Origin of the sequence: Sphingomonas sp. (assembly GCF_036388435.1) — a bacterium.
Taxonomy (GTDB): Bacteria; Pseudomonadota; Alphaproteobacteria; order Sphingomonadales; family Sphingomonadaceae; genus Sphingomonas.
Genome location: NZ_DASVRV010000046.1, coordinates 163,515 through 184,355, shown reverse-complemented (window position 1 = coordinate 184,355; position 20,841 = coordinate 163,515). Strand labels below are relative to the sequence as shown.

Sequence of the window (20,841 nt, the reverse complement as noted above, 5' to 3'; positions counted from 1 at the left end):
GTGGATCGGCGACATTATTGGCTCGCCGTCGCGCTCGTCACCGCCGCGCCGGCCCTTGCCCAATTGAACCGGCCGGGCACCGCGCCCGCCCAGGGCCCCGATGCGCCGCGTCCCGCGGTCGATCGCGCGTCGCCAGGACAATCGGAAGAGCCGATCGTGCCGGAAGCGGAGTTCGATGCCGCGCTTCCGCCGCTGTCCGACGATCTGAACGCCCCCCTCGAACCGATGCGCGACACCGCGCCCGCGCCGCTCGCGCCGGCCGGCACCGCGCAGCCCGGCCCGAGCGTCGGCGACGCGATCGCGCCCGTCGGGCCGGAGGACCCGCAGCTTGCCCAGCCGCTCGAGCCGCTGGGTGGATTCAACAGCACCCCGCTCCAGAGCGCGATCGATGTCGCCGACGCGGACGCGCCGGAAATCCGGTACGACACGGCGGTCGTCGGGCTCGATCCGCTGGAACTCACCGACGAATGGCGCGCGCTGTCGGCGCTCCGCGAGGGCGACGGCAAGGCCGGCAACGCGCTCCAGGTCGCCGAGCGGGCGCGGGAAGACGAGCGGCTCGCCATCCGGTTGATGAAGTCGCTGGGCTATTACGACGCGACCGCCAGCTCGACGGTCGAACAGGCGCCGGATCGTCCCCAGGGCGGCGGGCGTCTGCGCGCCACCGTCACCGCGACGCCGGGCCGGCTCTACACCCTGTCGTCGGTCGAGGTGCGCGCGAACCCGACCACGCCCCCCGACCTGGTCCGTCGCGAATTGCCGCTGCGCGTCGGCGATCCGATCGAGGCGGCGCGCATCCAGGGCGCCGAAGCGAATGTCCGCCTGACGCTGCCGCAACAGGGCTACCCCTTCGTCGAGGTCGGCGAGCGCGATATCCTGCTGGAGGACCAGGCCCCGACCGGCGCCTATACGCTGCCCGTCACCACCGGCCCGCGCTCCTCCTTCGGGCGATTGACCACCGCGGGCGACCCGGTGTTCGACCTGGAGCATCTGAACGTCTTTCCCCGGTTCGAGGCGGGCGAGCTGTTCGACACCCGGCGCGTCGACGATCTGCGCGACGCGCTGGTCGCGACCGGACTGTTCGGCACGGTCGCGGTCGAGCCGCAGCGGACCGGGCGCCCTGGGCCGGACGGCACCGAACAGGTCGATCTTCTCGTTCGCCAGTCAAAGGGCCCCGCGCGGACCCTGGCGGGCGAGGGCGGCTTTTCCACCGGTCAGGGCATCCGGGTCGAGGCCAGCTACACCCATCGCAACCTGTTCCCGCCCGAAGGCGCGCTGATCGCCAGCGCGGTCGCGGGCACGCAGGAGCAGGGCTTGGCGGCGACGTTCCGCCGATCCAATGCCGGCCGGCGCGACCGGACGGTCACCCTGACCGCCTCGGCCAATCACTCCAGTTATGACGCGTTCGAGGCGTTCACGGGCACGGTGTCGGGCCGGATCAGCTACGATTCGACGCCGATCTGGCAGAAGCCGCTGACCTATGCCTATGGGTTCGAACTGGTGGGGACGAACGAGGAGTCGTACGACTTCGACTTCGAATATTTCCTGGGCCGGGGCGCACGGCGGCGGGCGACCTATTTCATCGCGGCGCTGCCCGGGCTCGTGCAGTTCGACCGTTCGGACAGCCTGCTCAACCCGACGCGCGGCTATCGGCTCAAGCTCAACCTCAGCCCGGAAACGTCGGTGCGCGGGGCCGTGCGGCCCTATGTCCGCGCGATGGTCGAGGGCACCTATTACCAGCCGGTCAACGACCGCCTCGTCATCTCGGGTCGCGCCCGCACGGGAACCATCGCCGGGATCGACCGCGACGACCTCGCGCCCTCGCGCCGCTATTATGGCGGCGGCGGCGGGTCGGTGCGCGGTTACGGATTCCAGCGGCTCGGGCCGTTCGATCCCAATGGCGATCCGATCGGCGGGCGCAGCCTGACCGAGTTCGCGCTGGAGGCGCGCTACCGTTTCGGCGATTACGGCATCGTGCCCTTCATCGACGCGGGCAACAGTTACGAGTCGATCCTGCCGCGCGTGTCCGACCTGCGCTTCGGCGCGGGGATCGGCGGGCGGTTCTACACCAATTTCGGGCCGCTCCGCGTGGACGTCGCGACCCCGCTCAACCCGCGTCCGGGTGACGGCAAGATCGCGCTCTACATCTCGATCGGGCAGGCGTTCTGATGGCCGAGGGTTCCGACCTCCACGCCGGAGACCCGCCTGTGGCCGACCCGTCGGACGCTCCGCGCCGGCCGCTATGGCGCCGCGCGCTCAAATGGCTGGCCGTCACGATCCTGGCGCTGCTCGCGCTGGTCGGGCTGGTGCTGCTGGGCATCAACACCGATCCGGGACGTCGCTTCGTCGCCGACCAGATCGGCGAGTATCGGACCGAGACCGGGCTGAACATCAAGGTTGGTCGCATCGACGGATCGCTCTACGGCCGCATGATCCTGTCCGACGTGCGCGTGGCGGACCCGCGCGGCGTCTTCCTGACCTCGCCGCGGCTGGAAGTCGACTGGCGGCCCTTCGCCTTTGTCCGCAATCATGTGGACGTGCGCGAACTGACCACGCCGCTCGTCACGCTCGTGCGGCGCCCGCAGCTTCGCCAGGTCGCGAGCGATCCCAACGCGCCGCTCCTGCCCGATCTCGACATCGACATCGACCGGCTCCGCATCGCGCGGCTCGCGATCGACCGCTCGGTCACCGGACGCCCGCATGCGCTGGCGCTGAACGGCACCGTGCATATCGCCGACGCGCGCGCGCAGGTGAACGCCGACGCGCAGGCGCTGCGCGGACCGGGCGTGGCCGGCGGCGACCGCCTGCGCCTGCGGCTGGACGCGGTGCCCGATCGCAATCGCCTGGATGTCGACGTGAAGCTCCAGGCGCCGGTCGGCGGCGTGGTCGCGACGATGGCGTCGCTCCGTGCGCCGCTTGCGGTCAGCGTCGACGGGCGGGGCACCTGGGCCGCATGGCGGGGCAAGGCGGTCGCGACGCTGGGCGGCGGCGAACTGGCCAATCTGGACCTGACCGCGACGGGTGGCCGCTTCCGCGTCGCGGGCCGCACCCGTCCCGGCCTATACCTAGCCGGTCCCGTCGAGCGGCTCACCGCGCCCTTCATGGCGATCGAAGCCGACACCACGCTGGTCGAGCGTCGCGCCGATACCCGCATCAAGCTCCGCTCCAACGCGCTCGTCGTCGATGCAGGCGGCGTGATCGACCTGGCCCGGAGCCGCTTCGGCAATTTCGCAGTCGATGCCCGGTTGCTGACACCCGGCGCGATCCTGCCCAACCTCGCCGGGCGTGACGTGACCGCGCGCGTCGTGCTGGACGGAGCGTTCGCCACGCCCACCGTCGATTACAAGCTGCGCGCCGCGGCGATCGCCTTCGGGGGCACAGGGGTCGAGCGGCTCTATGCCGAGGGTCTGGCGCGGGTGAACGCCGACCGCATCCTCGTGCCGGTCAAGGCGCGGGCGGCGCGGGTGACCGGGCTCAACGCCGCGGCGGGCGAGCTCTTGACCAATGTCGCGGTAAGCGGCGACCTCGCCATCTCCGGCACCAACATCCTGTCCGACAATCTGCGCATCCGGTCCGACCGGGTGGACGCGACCGCCATCGTCGTCGCGAACCTGTCGACCGGGCGCTACACCGGTGCGCTCAAAGGCCGCGTCAACGATTACCGGATCGAGAGCATCGGCATTCTCGACGTGACCACCGACGCCAAGCTGGTGACCGCCCCCGGCGGCGGGTTCGGGATCACGGGCCGGGTGGTCGCCCGCACCTCGCGCATCTTCAACCAAGGCGCGCAGACTTTTCTGGGCGGCCAGGCGGTCGTCCGGGCGGATGTGAATTACGGCCCGACCGGCGTGATCCGCTTCTCCGGCGTGCGCCTCAACGCGCCCCTGTTCCGCATCACGCGCGGATCGGGCTCCTACACGCCCTCGGGCGCGATCCGGTTCGAGGCCGACGGCTATTCCAGCCAATATGGGCCCGTTTCGGCGCGCGTCACGGGGACGGCGGTAAATCCGGTGATCGTCATCAACGCCGCGCGGCCGGGGCTCGGCGTCGGGCTCGCCGGAGTCCAGGCGCGGATCGTCGGGCAGGGCGGCGCCTATGCGGTGACCGCGAGCGGCGGGACCACCTATGGGCCCTTCACCGCCGACCTGCTGGTCCGTCCCGGCGCGCAGCTCGCGATCGACGTTCGCCGCGTCGTGTTCGCCGGGATCGGCTTTACCGGTCGCGTGGTGCAGACCGCCGCCGGGCCGTTCGCGGGCGCGCTGCGCTTCGCCGGGTCGGGGCTGACCGGCGAAGTCCAGCTCGCCAATCAGGGCGGCTATCAGCGTGCCGCCTTCAACGCGCGCGGCTCCAATGCCCAGATTCCGGGTCAGGTCGACTTCACCATCGGTCGCCTGATCGCGAACGGCACCGTCGTCCTCTATCCCGCCGCGCCCGAGGTGATCGCCGATGTGCAGCTCGCGGACGTGCGCTACAATACGCTGGTGCTCCAGGCCGGCCGGGCGCGCGTCAACTATCGCGGCGGGCGCGGGACGGCGCAGGCGCTGCTGACCGGATCGACCGGCGTGCCCTTCCGTCTCGCCGCCAATGCCCGGCTGTCGCCCAACGACTATCTCGTCGCGCTGCAGGGGCAGGCGAACAACATCCCCTTCCGTACGGTCAATCCGGCGCGGATCACCGCCGCGAACGGGCGATACACGCTGGCGCAGACCCGCATGACCTTCGGCCAGGGCTCGGCGCGGATCGCCGGCAGCTATGGCGAGGGACTGTCGATCCAGACGCGGCTCGACCGGCTCGATCTCGCCACCTTCAACGCATTCGGCAATCTGGGTCTGGGCGGGCAGGCGACGGGCAGTCTCGACTTCGCCCAGGCGAACGGCGCGACCTTCCCGACCGCCGACGCGCGGATCACCGTGCGCAACTTCACGCGGTCGAGCATCGCGGCCGTGTCGAGCCCGGTGGACGTCGTCTTCGCCGGACGGCTCGTGCCGACGGGCGGCGAGGCGCGCGCGCTGATCCGGCGCGGGCCGACGGTGATCGGCCGCATGTTGGCGAGCCTGACGCCGCTGCCGCCGGGTGCCGGGTCCTGGACGACGCGCCTGCTCGCCGCGCCTTTGTCGGGGGGCATCCGCTATAACGGGCCTTCGGCGGTGCTGTTCAGCTTCGCCGGCCTCGCCAATCAGCAGCTTTCGGGGCCGATCGCGGCCGCCGCCGATTTTTCGGGCCAGGTGCGAGCGCCCCGGCTCAACGGCCTGATCCGTGCCGACAACCTCACCTATCTGAACGAGACCTATGGCACGCGGTTGACGCAGATGCGGATCGCGGGACGCTTCAACAACGACCGGCTCGACCTGACCCAGCTCAATGCGCGCGCGGGCCGGGGAACGGTTCAGGCGCAGGGGTCGATCGGACTCGCGGCGGCGCAGGGTTTCCCGATCGACATTCGCGCGGTGCTCGACAACGCCCAGCTCGCGCGGGGCGATGCATTGAGCGCGACGACGACGGGCAATGTCCGCATCACCAACGGGCTGAACGGCGGGCTGATCCAGGGCGAGCTGCGCGTGCCCGAGGCGCGTTACCAGATCATCCGCCAGGGTCAGGCCGAAGTGCCCGAACTAACGGGCGTGCGGCGCCGCAGCGCGGTGCGCCTCGCTCGCCCGACCGATCGGCCGACTCCGGCGCCCACCGGGCTGTTCCGCCTCGACCTGCGGCTGCGCGCCAATAACCGCCTGTTCGTCTCGGGGATGGGGCTCGAATCCGAATGGGAGATGGACCTGCGCGTCGGCGGCACGAACCTGGCGCCGATCGTCACCGGCGGGCTCCAGCTGGTCGAGGGCGAATATTCCTTCGCGGGCAAGCGGTTCGACATCACGCGCGGGGCGATCGATTTCCGCGGCGGCGCGCTGATCGACCCGGTGATCAACATCACCGCCAGCACCACCACGAACGGCATCACCGCGAACATCGTCATCACCGGCACCGGCCAGCGCCCGCAGATCGCCTTCACCTCGACCCCCGTCCTGCCGCAGGACGAGGTGTTGAGCCGGCTGCTCTTCGGGTCGAGCCCCGCCAATCTGTCGGCGACCGAGGCGATCCAGCTCGCCGCCGCGCTGAACTCGCTGCGCGGATCGGGCGGCGGGCTCAATCCGCTGGGCAAGCTGCGCTCGGCGACGGGGTTCGATCGGTTGCGCATCCTGGGATCGGACCAGGCGACGGGCAGGGGCACCGCGCTGGCGGCGGGCAAGTACATCACCGACGACATCTATATCGAGATCGTCACCGACGCCCGCGGCTTCACCGCGACCCAGCTCGAGATCGCGCTGACCCGCGCCCTCAGCGTGCTGTCGTCGACCGGCTCGTTCGGCGGGTCCAACGTCTCGCTCCGATATTCTAGAGACTATTGAGGCGTTTTGACGTAGGTCCCGTTTCGAAACCGACCGCAGCGTCGGGTGGAGCGAGAACCGGCATGACCGAACATTTCGACATGGTGATCGTCGGCGCGGGCATTTCCGGCGTCGGCATGGCCTACCACCTCCAGAAACGCTGCCCCGACCGCACCTATGTCATTCTCGAAGGGCGCGAGCGGCTGGGCGGCACCTGGGACCTGTTCCGCTATCCCGGCATCCGGTCGGACTCCGACATGCACACGCTGGGCTTCTCGTTCCAACCCTGGAACGACGCGAAGGCGATCGCCGATGGCCCCAGCATCCGTTCCTATGTCGACAGTACCGCCCGCGAGCACGGCATCGACCGCCACATCCGTTTCCGCACGACCGTCAAGTCGGCTGCCTGGTCGACCGCCGATGCGCGCTGGACCGTCGACGCCGAAGGCGCGGACGGCGAGCGGGTCACCTACACCTGCGATTTCCTGTCGATGTGCTCGGGTTATTATAATTACGCGCGTGGCTACACCCCGGATTTCCCGGGCGTCGGCGCGTTCGAAGGGCAGGTCGTCCACCCGCAATTCTGGCCGGAGGACCTCGATTACGCCGGCAAGCGTGTCGTCGTGATCGGCAGCGGCGCGACCGCGGTGACCCTGGTCCCCGAACTCGCCAAGCGGGCGGCGCACGTCACCATGCTCCAGCGGTCCCCGACCTATGTGGTGTCGCGCCCGGCCGAGGATGCGGTCGCCAACTGGCTGCGCAGCCGCCTGCCGCGCAAGCTGGCCTATGGCGTGACGCGGTGGAAGAACGTGCTGTTCGGGATGTTCTTCTACAACATGGCCCGCAAGCGCCCGGCCAGGATCAAGGAACGGCTGCTGGGCATGGTACGCGAGCATCTGGGCCCCGATTACGATGTGGCGACCCATTTCACCCCGCGCTACAATCCCTGGGACCAGCGGCTGTGTCTGGTGCCCGACGCCGACCTGTTCGCCGCGATCAAGGGCGGCCAAGCATCGGTCGCGACCGACACGATCGACCGCTTCACGCCGACCGGCATCCGGCTCCATTCGGGAGCCGAACTGGCAGCCGATATCGTCGTCACCGCCACCGGGCTGGAGCTGCAATTGCTGAGCGGGGTCGAGTTCCGCGTCGACGGCGAGGTGAAGAACCTTGCCCGGTCGCTCAACTACAAGGGCATGATGTTCTCGGACATTCCCAATCTCGCCTATTTCTTCGGCTATACCAACGCGTCCTGGACGCTGAAGGCGGACCTGACGGCGACCTATGTGTGCCGCCTGCTCAACACGATGAGGAAGCGCGGAATGCGCCAGGCGACCCCGCGCAACGACGATCCAAGCGTCACCGAGCAGCCGTTCCTCGATTTCACGTCCGGCTATGTCCAGCGCGCGATCGATCATCTGCCCAAGCAGGGAAGCAAGAAGCCCTGGCGCGTGAACCAGAATTACGCGCTCGACATCATGGCGCTGAAATTCGGGTCGGTCGACGATGCGATGACCTTCTCGAATCCTGCGCGGGTATCGGCGCGTCGGGCCGCCTGATGGTGGATATCTCCGACACGACCGCGATCCTCGCCGATCTGATCGCGTTCGACACGACCTCGCGCGAGTCGAATCTTCAGCTCATCGGCTATGTCGAGGAGCGGCTGGCCCGGATTGGCGCATCGTCGACGCGGGTGGCCAGTCCCGACGGACGCAAGGCCAATCTCTATGCGACGCTCGGCCCCGCGGTCGCGGGCGGGATCGTGCTGTCCGGCCATACCGATGTGGTGCCGGTCGACGGGCAACCCTGGACCAGCGATCCCTGGACGCTGACCCGTCGCGACGACCGGCTCCACGGACGGGGCGCGTGCGACATGAAGGGATTTCTGGCTTTGGCGCTCGCTGCGGCGCCGGAAGCGATGTCGGGCCGCCTGGCCCGGCCGGTGCATCTCGCTTTTTCCTATGACGAGGAAGTGGGCTGTGTGGGCGCCCCGGCCATGATCGCCGAACTCTCGCGGCATCTTCCACCGCCCGCGGCCGTGATCGTGGGCGAACCGACCGGCATGGAGGTGGTCGGCGGCCATAAGGGGATCGCGAGCTACGAAATAATAGTGTGCGGGCACGAGGCGCATTCCAGCCTCACCCATCTGGGCGTGTCGGCGAACATGGAAGCCGTCGAACTCATGCGCGAACTGGCGGATTTGGCGGCTCGCCTGGAAGACGAGGGGGATCCCGCGTCACTCTTCCATCCTCCCCATGCCACGCTGACGATCGGGCAGATCGCCGGGGGCACGGCGGTCAATATCCTGGCGCGGGAATGCCGGTTCGTGTTCGACCTGCGCTGCACGCCCGGACAAGACGCCGATGACATAATCGCGCCCTTCCTGGCCCGCTGCACCGCGGCCGATGCCAGGGTGAAAGCGCGCTTCGCCGATGCCGGGGTAGAGGTTCGCCGCCGGTCGTCCACGCCGTCCTTCGCGGCCGAGCCCGACAGCCGGGCCGCGGATATCGCGAGAATGCTGACGGGGGACAACGGACCGGCGCGTGCGGTCGCCTATGCCGCGGAAGCGGGGCAGTTCCAGCAGGCGGGATTCTCCACGATCATCTGCGGCCCCGGCTCGATCGAGCAGGCGCATCAACCCGACGAATATATCGCAATCGATCAGATGGAGCGCGGGGCCGCCTTCATGCGACGGATGCTGGACGCATTGGCGTCCTGAAATTTCGCTGCGCGTAATATCGGCCCGAAACACTCGCCGGAGAAAGGTCGCAACCACGCAAGGGTCCGCGTCCGGGCCGAAGTCGTCAAATTACCAGGGCCGAATCTTCTCGCCCCAGATCAGCGCTAGGATCAACTTCAGCATATCTTTTCTCCCTCGTTCGCACCACGTTGGATGCACTTCATCCCTAACGAATCCTTAGACCGGTTACAACTATATCAATGCGGCGTTAACCATCGTTGCGGCTCATCCGCTTAAGCCTATCTTCAATCCCGCTGGATTAGAGGCCGAGCGGTGACCAGCGACGAGCTTTCCTTGGATCGGCAGAAGGCCGAATGCCACGCGGTGTCACCTGGGGCCTCGCGCTGGCGCATGGTAATCCATGCCAGAGTGACGAATTTCGGTCAGTTGCGACGCCGGCTTAGCCGTTCGGACGCGGACGGACTGGCGACTCTCCTGTCGCATCGCATCAATCGGATGGTCATGGGCGCTCGCGCCGTCGCGATCGCGCGCGACCTGATCGAGATCGAACTGGAATTCTCGCGACGAGACATGCTCGACGAGGCGTTCGAGTCGCTCGTGACCCATTTCGACGATCCGATCGGATTCGGGAAAGAGTCTTATCGCTTGAACATGACGTTCGGCGTAGCCGTGGGCGAGGACGTCTGCGCCGACGAACTCGGCCTGATCGAACGAGCCGAACAAGCATTGTGCCGAACCAACGGTCAGCTGAGAACGGTCGTTCACGAGGTCGGGTCCGGTGCGGCGGAGATCGACCGAGCCGCGATGGCGCGCGATCTCGACCGAGCTCTCGCCCGAGGCGAGCTGTTTCTGCATTACCAGCCCAAAATGAACGTACGACGTCAGGAAATCACCAGTGTCGAGGCACTGACTCGCTGGAATCATCCATTATGCGGACTGGTGCCGCCGGGTGAGTTCATCCCGCTTGCCGAGGAAACGGGCGCGATCACGGAGCTGACCTTATGGACGATAACACAGGCGATCATCGATCAGGCGGTGCTCGCGGAACACGGCCATGATCTTCGCGTGTTCGTCAATATTTCGGGCATGATGCTTAGCGATTCGCGGTTCGCCGCTGACGTAACCGCCTTGTTGCGTGGCAAGGCGGGCAAGATCGGGTTCGAGGTGACGGAGACCTCCGTCATTCGCGATCCTGAAAGCGCGATACGGCACCTCGAAGAGTTTGCGAGGATCGGCGTGGAAATCGCGATCGACGATTATGGCGCCGGGCTGTCCTCGCTGGCCTATCTGAAACGGCTACCGGCGCGTGAGCTGAAGATCGACAAATTGTTCATCACCCAGCTCACCAGTTCGAACCGTGATCCGCTGATCGTGCGCTCGACGATCGATCTGGCCCATGCGCTCGAGATGGAGGTGGTGGCCGAGGGCGTCGAGACCCCGGCCGCGCTTGCCTTGCTGTCCGTGATGGGGTGCGACATGGTCCAGGGATTTCTGATCTGTCGGCCGATCACGCTGCGCGACCTGATTCGATTTTTGGACAGTAAAGGTCATGCACATGCGGTGGGGGACAGCCGCGCCACTTTCGGCCGTCTAGCGCTAGCTTGGCAGCAAAGCTGATCATGGGCAGGAAGCTTGGCAGGCTAACCCCGTTGCTTCTAGTGTTCGGTCTCACTCAGCCTGCTGAAGCCAAAGTTCGTGCGGAAGAAGAGCGGACGTTTCAATCGAAGATCGCTGACGGCCATGCAATGATGGTGGACGATCCACGTTCGAGTCTACGAAGAGCTCGGGAAGCCGAGCGTGTGGCCGATGCTTTCCCAGGGGGGGCAGAGCGGCACAAGGCCCTTGCGCAAGCCATGTGGCTCCAAGGGGAGGCATTGCTACGAACCGACAATGTCACGGCGGCGCAACCTATCATCAACGTCGCTCTCGGCCACGCGACCAAGGCGAACGCCAGCTCAAAACTAGTCGGCGATATCCTTCTGCTGCGTGGTGGCGCGAGTAGCGCCGCAGCCGATGTCTCCTCGGCGCTACGCGACTACCAGCACGCGTTCCGTATTTTTCAAGATTTCGGAATGCGGCGCAACGAGGCGATCGCGCTGATCAACATCGCCAGTTTGTACAGCGATGCCAAGGATCACGGCGCGGCTCTGCGCTATCTCGGACAGGCGGCGGACACGCCCGATCTCGACGCCAATCTCCTTATCTCCATCTACAATAATCGCGCGACGATGTACGCGGCGTTGAACCAGAATCAGGCGGCGGTTCGGCAGTTCAACAAGGCGCTGCAACTGGCCGATCAGATCGACAGCCCAACGCTCCAGTCACAGATTCTGCGCAATATCGTCCGTGCGCAGCTTGCCGACGGACAGCTTGGAGCTGCCGAACGCACGGCACGCAAGGCTATGCTCGCCGCTGCCGAGGCGGGTGGACAGGAAGAGCCCGCGATGCTGAGCGCCGCGGCTCAGCTGGCGTTCCAACGTGGGCGATTGGACGAGGCGCGCGGTCTAATCGAGCAAAGCTTCGCGGGGGTCGATCTGGCGACATCGACCATGCCGATGCGGGAAGGCCATCTCACCGCTTATCGGATCCACCGCGCCGTCGGCAATATGACCGCAGCCCTCGCCCATATGGAGGCGCTCAAGCGGCTGGACGATGAGGCGACCAAGCTGGCGACACAGACCAGCACCGCGCTGATGGGGGCGCGCTTCGACTTCGCCAACCAGGAACTTCGCATCGCGCGCCTCAAGGCGGAGGAGCTGCGCCGCAGGGTCCTGTTCGAACAGGACCGGGCGCGCACCGAAAGGACCATCTTCATGGGCGCGGGCGGCGCGGCGCTTCTGGTTCTCGGGATGCTGCTGGTGAGCCTGCGTACCATCCGCCGGAGCCGCGACGCGGTGCACGCGGCGAATGACGATCTGGGTGTCACCAACGCCGCGCTTGGCAAGGCGCTGGCGGCGAAGACCGAGTTCCTGGCGACGACGAGCCACGAAATCCGCACGCCCCTCAACGGCATCCTCGGGATGACCGAGGTGATGCTGACCGATGCCAACCTTCCTCACGCGGCACGTGATCGTATCCGGTTGATCCATGGCGCGGGGAGCACGATGCGCGCCTTGGTCGACGACATACTCGACGTCGCCAAGATCGAAACGGGCCGACTTGCGCTCGAGTCGGTGCCCTTCGACCTTGCGGCGGTGCTCCGCGACGCCGCGTCCTTATGGGCGGATCAGATCGGCGCCAAGGGGATCGATTTTACCGTCGAGGTCGATCTGCCGCCCGGCCGCGTCCTAGGCGACCCGGCGCGGGTCAGGCAAGTGGTGTTCAACCTGTTGTCCAATGCGGTCAAGTTCACCGCCGGCGGGTCGATCAGGCTGACCGCGACGCGTCGGGAGCAGGCCGTGCTGGTCGGCGTCGGCGACACCGGCATCGGTATCGCGCCCGGGAAACTGGACCTGATCTTCGAATCCTTCCGACAGGCGGATGCGAGCACGACGCGGCGTTTCGGGGGCACGGGTCTGGGGCTGTCGATCAGCCGTGATCTCGCCCACGCCATGGGGGGCAAACTCCATGTGGCGAGCGTGGAAGGGCAGGGGTCCAGCTTCACGTTCCGTCTTCCGGTCGTCGATCATGTCGAAACGCCTGCCACCGGCGACGCCGGCGGCGGGACCGGGGCGTTGCTGATCATCGAGCGCAGCCCCATCAGGCGGGCCATGTTCCAAGGTCTGTTCGCGCCGTTCGTGCCGACGATCATCCTTGCCGGCACGGTAAGCGAGGCGATCGCGGCGATCGACGAGCGTGGACCGTCGCTGGTGCTGTTGGACGACGGCATGATCGCCGACGCGTTCGACCGGGCCGCACTTTTCGCAAGCGTCGGGACGACGGCCGTCACGCTGTTGAGGACGCGCGACAGCGATCTGCTCGCCCCCCCATCGTTTCGGGTCATCGACAAGCCCGTGACGGGATCGGAACTGCTGGCCGTGATGTTTCCGTGTGCCGATCGAAAGGGCTATCCACGGCCGCTTGTATCCCATGCCGCATAAGCGGATAGGGGGCGTGATGATCCGTTTCACGAACACCGATAACCTGAGGCACGGGGCCGCACGGTGAAGGTCCTGTTCATCGAGGACGACCGGATGAATCGGCGTGTCGTCAAGGACATGCTCGACGTGGCGGGCGCGGCGATGACGGAGGCCGAGAGCGCGGAAGCCGGGCTCGCATTGATCGACGCCGAGCGGTTCGACATCCTCCTCATCGACCTGCGGATGCCCGGCATGGACGGGATCACCGCCATCGGCCACATCCGATCGGGCGGAAGCGTCAATGCCGGCGTGCCGATCATCGTCGTGACCGCCGATACCGCGGTCGATCTGCGCGATCGCTGTTTGCGGGCGGGCGCGGACGACGTGCTGTTCAAGCCTGTCGCGATGAACGCGTTGTTCGATGCGATGGGCGGGGTGCTCGCCAGCCGGGCGGGCGAAGGCGGGATGATCGGCTAATCGGCGGGCGGAAACCGCTGCAGCGCATCGGCCAGCGATGCGCGCGCGCTTCCGCGCGCCGCCGGCCGCGGTTGATCGGGAGACGGAGACCAGCCGGTCAGGAAGATGATGTCGAACCGCTCCGGCGTTTTCCCGTCGGGGTCCGCCGCCGCGGCGAACGCGTCGGCGACGCGGGCCAGCTCGCCGCGGGTGATCGCCGTCCGGGCGATCAGCAGGTTCGACGCGCCCATCCCGCGCAGGTCCTCGAACAGGCGGCCGACCCCGCCGTACCGCACGGTCAACGTCTCGACATCGGCGACCGGCAGCCTGAACCCCGCCCGGGTCAGCAGGTCGCCCGCGGAGCGCAGATCGATCATGGGATGGATGCGCGCCGCCGGTCGGTCGGGTCGGGCGCCGCGGAACGCCGCCCGCAACACCGACAGGCTCGATCCGCCGAGGAACGCGCCCAGGAACAGCCCGTCCGGGCGGAGCGTGCGCCGCGCGAGCGTTAAGGCGCCGGGCAGATCGCCGATCTGATCGAGCACCCCGGCGCTGACGACCAGGTCGAAGCTCCCGTCGCGAAAGGGCAGGCGGTCTTCGTCGGCCTGAACGCCCCGCGCCGTCCGCGCGAAGGTAAAACCGGCATCGCAACGCGCGACCCTCGCGCCCGGCGGTGCTGGAAGCGAAGCGTCGAAGCAGCCGAGATCGAGCATGTCCGTGAACCGCCGCGACACGCTGTCGAGGCGTTCCGCCAACCCGTCCAGCATCACCTCGCGCAGGAAGGCATGGCCGGCATAGTCGCGCGGGACAATGTCCCGCCGGCGTCGTCGCGCGGCGCGGTCGAAGATTTCGGGCGGGCTCACCGCGACCGCTTGTGCCCATGCCGCTCCCGACCGACAAGGGGGGGTGACCGGACTGCTTCGAATATTGACCGCCGCCGGTCGTTTCGCGCTGCCGCCGCGCTGTCCGGGGTGCGGCATGATCGTCGAGCATGATCACCGGTTTTGCGGTGGGTGCTGGAGCAGGGTGCGCTTTCTCGGCCCGCCCTGGTGCGCGGGGTGCAAGGCGCCGTTCGCGTTCGATCGTGGCGAGAGCGCGCTTTGTGGCCCCTGTCTGGCCGACCCGCCGCGTCATGCGGGCGTGTTCGCCGCAGTCGCATATGACGAGCTCTCGCGGCGCCTCGCGCTGGACCTGAAATATGGGCGTCGCGTCGGGATCGCGGAGACCATGGCGCGGTATATGCGGCGGTCGGTGCCGGACGATGTCGACCTTCTCGTGCCGGTGCCGCTCCACCGCTGGCGATTATGGGCGCGAGGGTTCAACCAGTCGGTCGTGATCGGCGCGGCGCTCGCGAGCTCCACCGGGGTTCCGCTCGACCGGACGGCGCTCGTCCGCATTCGGGCGACACCGTCGCTACGGGGCAGCGGTCGAGCGGCGCGGGCACGCGCGGTACGCGGTGCGTTCACCGTCCCCGACCGAGGGCGGGTCGGCGGGCGACGGATCGGGCTGATCGACGACGTCCATACGACCGGCGCGACCGCCGACGCCGCGACTGCGGCGCTGCTCCGCGCCGGTGCGACCTCGGTCGCGGTCCTCTGCTGGGCGCGTGTGCTGGGCGAGGTCGATTGACAAGCGCGGAGATCGTCCACATTTCCGCCCGCATGGCCCATGTCGAGATCTATACCAAGGCGTTCTGCCCTTATTGCTCGCGGGCGATGCGCCTGCTCGAGTCCAAGGGCGTGACGCCGGAGGAACATGACATCACCATGGGCGGCCCGCGCCGCGCCGAGATGATCGAGCGCTCGGCAGGCGGCAGCACCGTGCCGCAGATCTTCATAGACGGCCGGCATATCGGCGGATCGGACGATCTGGCGGCGCTCGATCGCAGGGGCGGGCTCGACCCCCTGCTCGGCTGATGCGGATCGCGCTGCTGCAGATGACGAGCGGGATCGATCCCGCGGTCAATGCGCGGGTGCTGGCCGATGCGATCGGGGATGCGCGGGCCCAGGGCGCGGCCATGGTCTTCACGCCCGAAATGTCGGGTCTGATCGACCGCGATCGCGCGCGCGCCGCACGGAGCATCGCCGACGAAGGCGACGACCGCGTATTGGCAGCGGTGCGGGCGGCGGCCGCCACGCATGGCCTGTGGGTCCAGCTCGGCTCGCTGGCGATAAAGCGGGCCGATGGTCGTCTCGCGAACCGGGCGTTCGTGATCGACGATCGCGGCGCGATCCGGGCGCGGTACGACAAGATCCACCTGTTCGATGTGGACCTGCCGACGGGCGAGCGCTGGCGCGAATCCGCCGCCTATGCGCCGGGCGAAGAGGCGGTCGTCGTCGAGACGGCGGCCGGATCGCTGGGCCTGTCCATCTGTTACGATCTGCGTTTTCCGGCGCTGTACCAGGCGCTGAGCGCAGCGGGCGCGACATCGCTCGCGATCCCGTCCGCCTTCACCCGGCCGACCGGGGCGGCGCATTGGCATGTGCTGATGCGCGCACGCGCGATCGAGTCGGCCGCGTTCGTGATCGCCGCCGCGCAGACCGGCCTACATGAGGATGGCCGCGAGACGTTCGGCCATTCGCTCGTGGTCGATCCCTGGGGCGAGGTGCTGCTCGACATGGGCGAGCCGGCCGGACTGGCGGTGGTCGACCTTGACCCGTCCCGTGTCGCGGAGGTGCGTTCGCGCCTGCCGGTGATCGCGCATCGCCGTGCGATCGCCCCGGTCGGAAGCGTGTCGTGATCGTGTTCGACCTGAGATGTGCCCAAGGGCATGTATTCGAAGCGTGGTTCGGGTCGAGCGGCGCCTATGCCGCCCAGGTCCAGGCGGCGCAGGTTCGCTGCCCCCTATGCGACAGCTCGGAGGTGTCGAAAGCGGCAATGGCGCCGAACGTGCCGGCCAAGGGCAATCGCGCGACGGCTCCGGTCGCGATCGATCCGAAGCAGATGCTCCGCGCGCTGGCGGCGGCGCAGTCCAAGGCACTGGAAAAGTCGGAATGGGTCGGCCGCTCGTTCGCGACCCGCGCCCGCGCGATGCATTCGGGCGAGGAGGATCACGCGACCATCCACGGTCAGGCGACGATCGCCGAAGCCAGGGCGCTGGCGGAGGACGGCGTTCCGGTCGCACCGCTCCCGCTGCCGGTCCGGCCGCCCGAGACGCTCAACTGATTGACCGGACCGCGAAGCGCGATTACCCCGGCGCACCGCTTGGGTGTGCCCCCGTAGCTCAGCCGGATAGAGCAACGGTTTCCTAAACCGCAGGTCGGAGGTTCAAGTCCTCTCGGGGGCACCACGCGCCGCACATGGCGGGGCACCCCCGGCGAGGACCGATCGTCAGGCCTTGAGATGCGCCGCGATATACTTGTTCATCTCGAACATCGTCACGCGATCCTTGCCGAACACCTTTTTCAGATTTTCGTCGGCGACGATCTCGCGTTTGTTCTCCGGGTTCTGCAGGTCGTTGGACTTGATATAGGCCCAGACCTTGCTGATCACTTCGCTGCGCGGCAGCCGGTCGTCGCCGACGACGGCGCCGAGTTCCTTGGACGGCTGCACGGGCGCGTGGATGCCGGTGCCTTCCTTGGTCTGCTTGGTGGCGGCCTTCTTGGCGCCCTCTTCCTGCTTGGCGGTAGCCATGATCTTCCTTCCCCGTATGAACGCCGCCCGTGGAACCGGGCGACCATGTGATCACGCCTTTTTCAGCGCTTCGCGTTTGTGCGCCGCTTCGCCGCCATTGTCACTCTTGACGAGATATTGCGGCTCTTCCTTCGACGCACGAACCTGATGATCCTTGATCTTGATGTCGCTGGTCAGCTTGCGCTCGACGACGCCGTGCGCGGTGCCGCCATGCGAGTGCCAGCTGACCTTGTCGCCCTTCTTCAACTCGTCCGCCACGGCGCTTCCTCCAGGATGAACGATCGAAGCGCGCGAGCCGTCACTTGGTTGCACCCGAAACGGTCGGCCGCGGGCGACCGTCCCGGGACCGGACGACCCGTCAGAATTTGAACCCCGCGGCGATGCCGTAGCGGCGAGGCTCCACGGTGAAGATGTTGGTGAACAGGCCGGACGACTGGTCGGTCACATATTGGCCGGTGATGGCGTCGTTGCTCGTCAGGTTGGACACGAACGCCCTGGCGTAGAAACGCTCATCGGGTCCGTTGACCTGAAGCTGGGCGTTGACGATCTCATAGCCTTGCACCCGATCGATATTCTGGTTGAAGACCGACGCGGTGAAGCCACCCGTATAGTTGAGATCGGCGCGGGGGACGACCGTCCAGCCGCTCGATCCCAGATCGACCGTATATTGCGCGCCGACCGACACCTTGTAGGTAGGCGCCTGGGGCAGGCGGTTGCCGCGGATGTTCACCTCCACGCCGGAGCCCAGCACGGCGAACGGCAATGCGCCCGTGGGTACGCCGAAGAGCGCGCGAAGGGGCGCGGGCGGCGCGGCGGCGGCGCCCTGCAGCGCCGAGCAGACGCTGAACGCGCCCGTCGTGTTGGTGCCCGGCACCGGCGTCGGCGCACGCAGGCCGATGCTGGAGTTGATCGCGCCCACAAAGGTGTTCACCCCCACCACGTTCCCCGCCGTCGTCGGCACGACCGCGCAGTTGGACGCGTTGGTGATGTCCTTGATGATCACCGCATCGGACCGGCCGCCCGACGGATCGCGCGGATTGGCGAGGAACTTGTCGTCTGATACCTTGGTCTTCAGATAGCTGGCATTCATGTTGACGATCAAGGCGGGCACCGGGCTGATGATCGTTTCCGCCTCGACGCCGTAAATGTCCGCGTTGACATTGTCGTTCACCGACGTGCGCGACACGATCCGGCTGAGCTGCAACCCCTGATATTTGTAGTAGAATCCCGTGAGATTGAAGCGGAAGCTACCGTTGCCGAAGGTGTTCTTCGAGCCGATCTCGAAGGAGTCCACCTTTTCGGGCGCGAAGGTGGTCGGCACCGTGAACACGGCCGACAAGGGAGGATTGATGCCACCCGACTTGTAGCCGCGCGAATAGGACGCGTAGAGCAGGTTGTCCGACGTGATCCTGAAGTCGATCACGGCCCGGCCGGTCAAGCGATCGAAGCCTACCCGTCCCTCGGCGAACTCCTGGATTCCGGGGGTGCTGGCGTCGTAATCGGCCGTGCGATAATTGACGCCCTGGGTGATGGACGCCGAGCCGATCGGTACGTCGACGGCCGCCCCGTTCGCGTCGACGATATAGCTCGTCCGCGCGCGCACGAACTTCTTGTCGTTGTTATACCGAAGGCCCGCGGTGATCTTGAGCCGGTCGTTCAGATCGAAATACGCCTCGCCGAAGACACCGTAGGATCTCAAGCGGAAGAAATCGGTATTGTTGCGAAAGAAGGGAGATGCCCGGAACAGGTTCGGGGTGGTGGGCGCACCGGACAGCCTGGCGCCGATCGTGTCGATCGCGCCGAGCAGGCCCGATGCATAGTCGAGCCCGAAGGCATTCACATAGTAGCTGTTGTTATAGGTCCGCTTATCGACATAGATGCCGCCGATCAGGAAGTTGAAGGGGCCGTCGAACCGGCTGTCGATATGGCCTTCGAGCGCATATTGCTTGTTGGTCTCGCTCGATTCGTCGAAGTCGAGGCTCTGCTGGAAACAGCCGATGCCGTTGCCCCCATAGACGCCGACATTGTTCGGGTCGTTCGCCGACTGGCACACGCCCCCCGCCGGCCCGTTAGGGATCAAGATGTTGCGCACGGCCGCGATCGGGCCCGTGATAACCGGGCCGAGCGGACCAAAGGTCGCCGCCGCCTGAGCCGCGCTCAGGCCGGCGACGGTGTTCAAGGCGACGAGGCCGGGATTGTTCGTGAGCGGATTCTCCACCGCCAGATTGTAATCGGAACGCGAGCTGACGACGTTGCGGGTATAACCGCCGGTCAGGTTGAGCGAGATCGTGCCGAAATCGTGAAAGAACTTGCCCATATATTGTTCTTCTTCGGCGAAGTAGGTCGGGCGGAAATCGACGTTGACGGTACGGTTGTTCGCGGGGTTCACGACGCCCTGGAAGGTGTCGGGGCCGTAGATGCTCTGCAGGCCGAATTGCGCGAACACCGGGCCCAGCGCCGCGAGCGGCGTCGGGCCGAGCGCGATGGGATAGAATTCGCGCGACGACTGCACCGCGGCGAGCGTGGAATTGCCGTTGGTGGTCTCATATTCGAGCCGGTCGGGCGAGCAGCCCAGCACGCCGGTGGCATCGCGGTTGCAGAGCTGCTTCTGGATGCGGCTGCGATTATCGTCCTCGCGGAAATAATAGGCCATGAGGTCGAGGCGGGTGTCGCTGGTCGGCTCGTAGGACACGGTGCCGCGCACCGCGTACAGATCGCGATCGTCGATCCGCGAGTCGTCGAACAGGTTGCGGGTATAGCCGTCGCGCTTCAGATAGGTGCCCGCCAGGCGCACGCCGAGCGTGTCGGTGATCGGCAGGTTGAACATGCCGCGCAGGCGCTTCGAGTCGTAATTGCCATATTCGAACTCGCCGGCGGCGTGGATGCCCGACAGGTCGGGCTTGGCGGTGATGAAATTGACGACGCCGGACGTCGCGTTGCGACCGAACAGGGTGCCCTGCGGCCCGCGCAATACCTCGATCCGTTCCAGATCGAAGAACTCGGTCTCGAACAGGCGCGTCGTGAGCAGCGGCATGTCGTTGACGTGAATCGCGGTGGCGCTGTCGCATGTCACGCCGACGCACAGGTCGCCGATGCCGCGGATCGTGAAGCTGGACGAGGTGAAGTTCGTCTTGGTGAAGGTGATGGAGGGGAGCGACTGCTGGAGCGCGACCGGGTTCACGATCTGCTGCTTTTCGAGATTGTCGGCGGTGAAGGCGGACACCGCGATCGGAACGTCCTGCAGGCGCTGCGACTGGCGCTGGGCGGTGACGACGATGTCGCCCACGCCGCCCTGGGTGGGGCCGATCGCATCCTGCGTCGTCGCTTCCTGGCCCGGCTGGTTGGTCGGCTCCGTATTCTGCGACGTCGTCGTGTCGCCGGTCTGCGCCCAGGCGGGCGAGGCGGTCATGAGCGCCAGCGCCGACACGGCGAGCAGGTGCGAAGATCTGATCACGGGCATCCCCTCCTAAAGGTCGCGGCATCCGGTCTGTTGCCGGTTACGCCTGTTCGTGCTTCTGGTACGGAGCGTAGCGGCGGGAAAACGCCCGCGTCAACCGAGGCGGGTATGCCGAGACATGGTACGGAAGCGGAGTTGCCGAAATGATACAGGTGCGGGCGCGGACTGACTTCCCCTTGCGGAGCGCCGGCCTGGGTG

Annotated in this window: 15 protein-coding genes and 1 tRNA gene; 12 read left to right on the top strand and 4 right to left on the bottom strand. The window is 67.0% G+C overall.

All coding sequences use genetic code 11. The annotated features are described in order from the left end of the window. Positions 1-63: 63 nt before the first annotated feature. The 7 genes from VF592_RS10705 (at position 64) to VF592_RS10675 (ending at position 13,574) form a co-directional block, all read left to right on the top strand. A complete protein-coding gene (locus VF592_RS10705) occupies positions 64-2,166 on the top strand; it encodes an autotransporter assembly complex protein TamA (protein ID WP_414714208.1) in 2,103 nt (700 codons plus the stop codon). Beyond that, positions 2,166-6,398: a translocation/assembly module TamB domain-containing protein gene (locus VF592_RS10700; protein WP_331005607.1), complete on the top strand. Its 4,233-nt coding sequence runs from the start codon at positions 2,166-2,168 to the stop codon at positions 6,396-6,398. Before VF592_RS10705 ends, VF592_RS10700 begins: the two co-directional genes overlap by 1 nt. 62 nt (positions 6,399-6,460) lie before the next feature. Then, positions 6,461-7,936 (top strand): NAD(P)/FAD-dependent oxidoreductase, encoded by a 1,476-nt coding sequence (locus tag VF592_RS10695; RefSeq protein WP_331005606.1) that lies wholly within the window; start codon positions 6,461-6,463, stop codon positions 7,934-7,936. Continuing rightward, complete coding sequence (argE, locus tag VF592_RS10690; protein ID WP_331005605.1) at positions 7,936-9,096, top strand: acetylornithine deacetylase; 1,161 nt, start codon at positions 7,936-7,938, stop codon at positions 9,094-9,096. Before VF592_RS10695 ends, argE begins: the two co-directional genes overlap by 1 nt. 294 nt (positions 9,097-9,390) lie before the next feature. Next, positions 9,391-10,695, top strand: coding sequence for an EAL domain-containing protein (locus tag VF592_RS10685; RefSeq protein WP_331005604.1), 1,305 nt, complete (start codon positions 9,391-9,393; stop codon positions 10,693-10,695). After that, positions 10,680-13,118, top strand: coding sequence for an ATP-binding protein (locus VF592_RS10680; RefSeq protein WP_331005603.1), 2,439 nt, complete (start codon positions 10,680-10,682; stop codon positions 13,116-13,118). The genes VF592_RS10685 and VF592_RS10680 overlap by 16 nt, the downstream gene beginning before the upstream one ends. 63 nt (positions 13,119-13,181) lie before the next feature. Then, positions 13,182-13,574 carry a response regulator gene (locus tag VF592_RS10675; protein ID WP_331005602.1) on the top strand — a complete coding sequence of 131 codons (393 nt, stop codon included), beginning with the start codon at positions 13,182-13,184 and terminating at the stop codon, positions 13,572-13,574. Here VF592_RS10675 and VF592_RS10670 read toward each other — a convergent pair. Further along, positions 13,571-14,416, bottom strand: a complete 846-nt coding sequence (locus VF592_RS10670; RefSeq protein WP_331005601.1) for a class I SAM-dependent methyltransferase — start codon at positions 14,414-14,416, stop codon at positions 13,571-13,573. The genes VF592_RS10675 and VF592_RS10670 overlap by 4 nt on opposite strands. A gap of 43 nt (positions 14,417-14,459) precedes the next feature. Here VF592_RS10670 and VF592_RS10665 point away from each other — a divergent pair, with 43 nt between their 5' ends. The 5 genes from VF592_RS10665 (at position 14,460) to VF592_RS10645 (ending at position 16,842) form a co-directional block, all read left to right on the top strand. Continuing rightward, on the top strand, positions 14,460-15,182 hold the full coding sequence (locus VF592_RS10665; protein ID WP_331005600.1) for a ComF family protein: 723 nt from the start codon (positions 14,460-14,462) through the stop codon (positions 15,180-15,182). Between the two features lie 32 nt (positions 15,183-15,214). Beyond that, a complete protein-coding gene (grxC, locus tag VF592_RS10660) occupies positions 15,215-15,469 on the top strand; it encodes a glutaredoxin 3 (RefSeq protein ID WP_331005599.1) in 255 nt (84 codons plus the stop codon). Beyond that, on the top strand, positions 15,469-16,293 hold the full coding sequence (locus tag VF592_RS10655; protein ID WP_331005598.1) for a carbon-nitrogen hydrolase family protein: 825 nt from the start codon (positions 15,469-15,471) through the stop codon (positions 16,291-16,293). The genes grxC and VF592_RS10655 overlap by 1 nt, the downstream gene beginning before the upstream one ends. After that, positions 16,290-16,718, top strand: a complete 429-nt coding sequence (locus tag VF592_RS10650; protein WP_331005597.1) for a DUF1178 family protein — start codon at positions 16,290-16,292, stop codon at positions 16,716-16,718. Before VF592_RS10655 ends, VF592_RS10650 begins: the two co-directional genes overlap by 4 nt. Before the next feature lie 47 nt (positions 16,719-16,765). Then, positions 16,766-16,842: transfer RNA gene (locus VF592_RS10645), tRNA-Arg, on the top strand. 41 nt (positions 16,843-16,883) lie between these two features. On the opposite strand, the gene VF592_RS10640 is transcribed toward VF592_RS10645, so the two are convergent. From VF592_RS10640 to VF592_RS10630, 3 genes are all read right to left on the bottom strand, one after another. Then, entirely contained in the window at positions 16,884-17,186 is a 303-nt protein-coding gene (locus tag VF592_RS10640) for an SWIB/MDM2 domain-containing protein (protein ID WP_331005596.1), read from the bottom strand. Positions 17,187-17,237: 51 nt separating this feature from the next. Continuing rightward, positions 17,238-17,444 (bottom strand): DUF2945 domain-containing protein, encoded by a 207-nt coding sequence (locus VF592_RS10635; protein ID WP_331005595.1) that lies wholly within the window; start codon positions 17,442-17,444, stop codon positions 17,238-17,240. A 100-nt stretch (positions 17,445-17,544) separates the two neighbouring features. After that, entirely contained in the window at positions 17,545-20,637 is a 3,093-nt protein-coding gene (locus VF592_RS10630) for a TonB-dependent receptor (protein ID WP_331005761.1), read from the bottom strand. Positions 20,638-20,841: the final 204 nt, after the last annotated feature.

Bases quoted from the DNA above. Each gene is read 5' to 3' on its own strand.
- VF592_RS10655 (WP_331005598.1), top strand. From the start codon at position 15,469: ATGCGGATCGCGCTGCTGCAGATGACGAGCGGGATCGATCCCGCGGTC.
- VF592_RS10700 (WP_331005607.1), top strand. From the start codon at position 2,166: ATGGCCGAGGGTTCCGACCTCCACGCCGGAGACCCGCCTGTGGCCGAC.
- argE (WP_331005605.1), top strand. From the start codon at position 7,936: ATGGTGGATATCTCCGACACGACCGCGATCCTCGCCGATCTGATCGCG.
- VF592_RS10695 (WP_331005606.1), top strand. From the start codon at position 6,461: ATGACCGAACATTTCGACATGGTGATCGTCGGCGCGGGCATTTCCGGC.
- VF592_RS10640 (WP_331005596.1), bottom strand. From the start codon at position 17,186: ATGGCTACCGCCAAGCAGGAAGAGGGCGCCAAGAAGGCCGCCACCAAG.
- grxC (WP_331005599.1), top strand. From the start codon at position 15,215: ATGGCCCATGTCGAGATCTATACCAAGGCGTTCTGCCCTTATTGCTCG.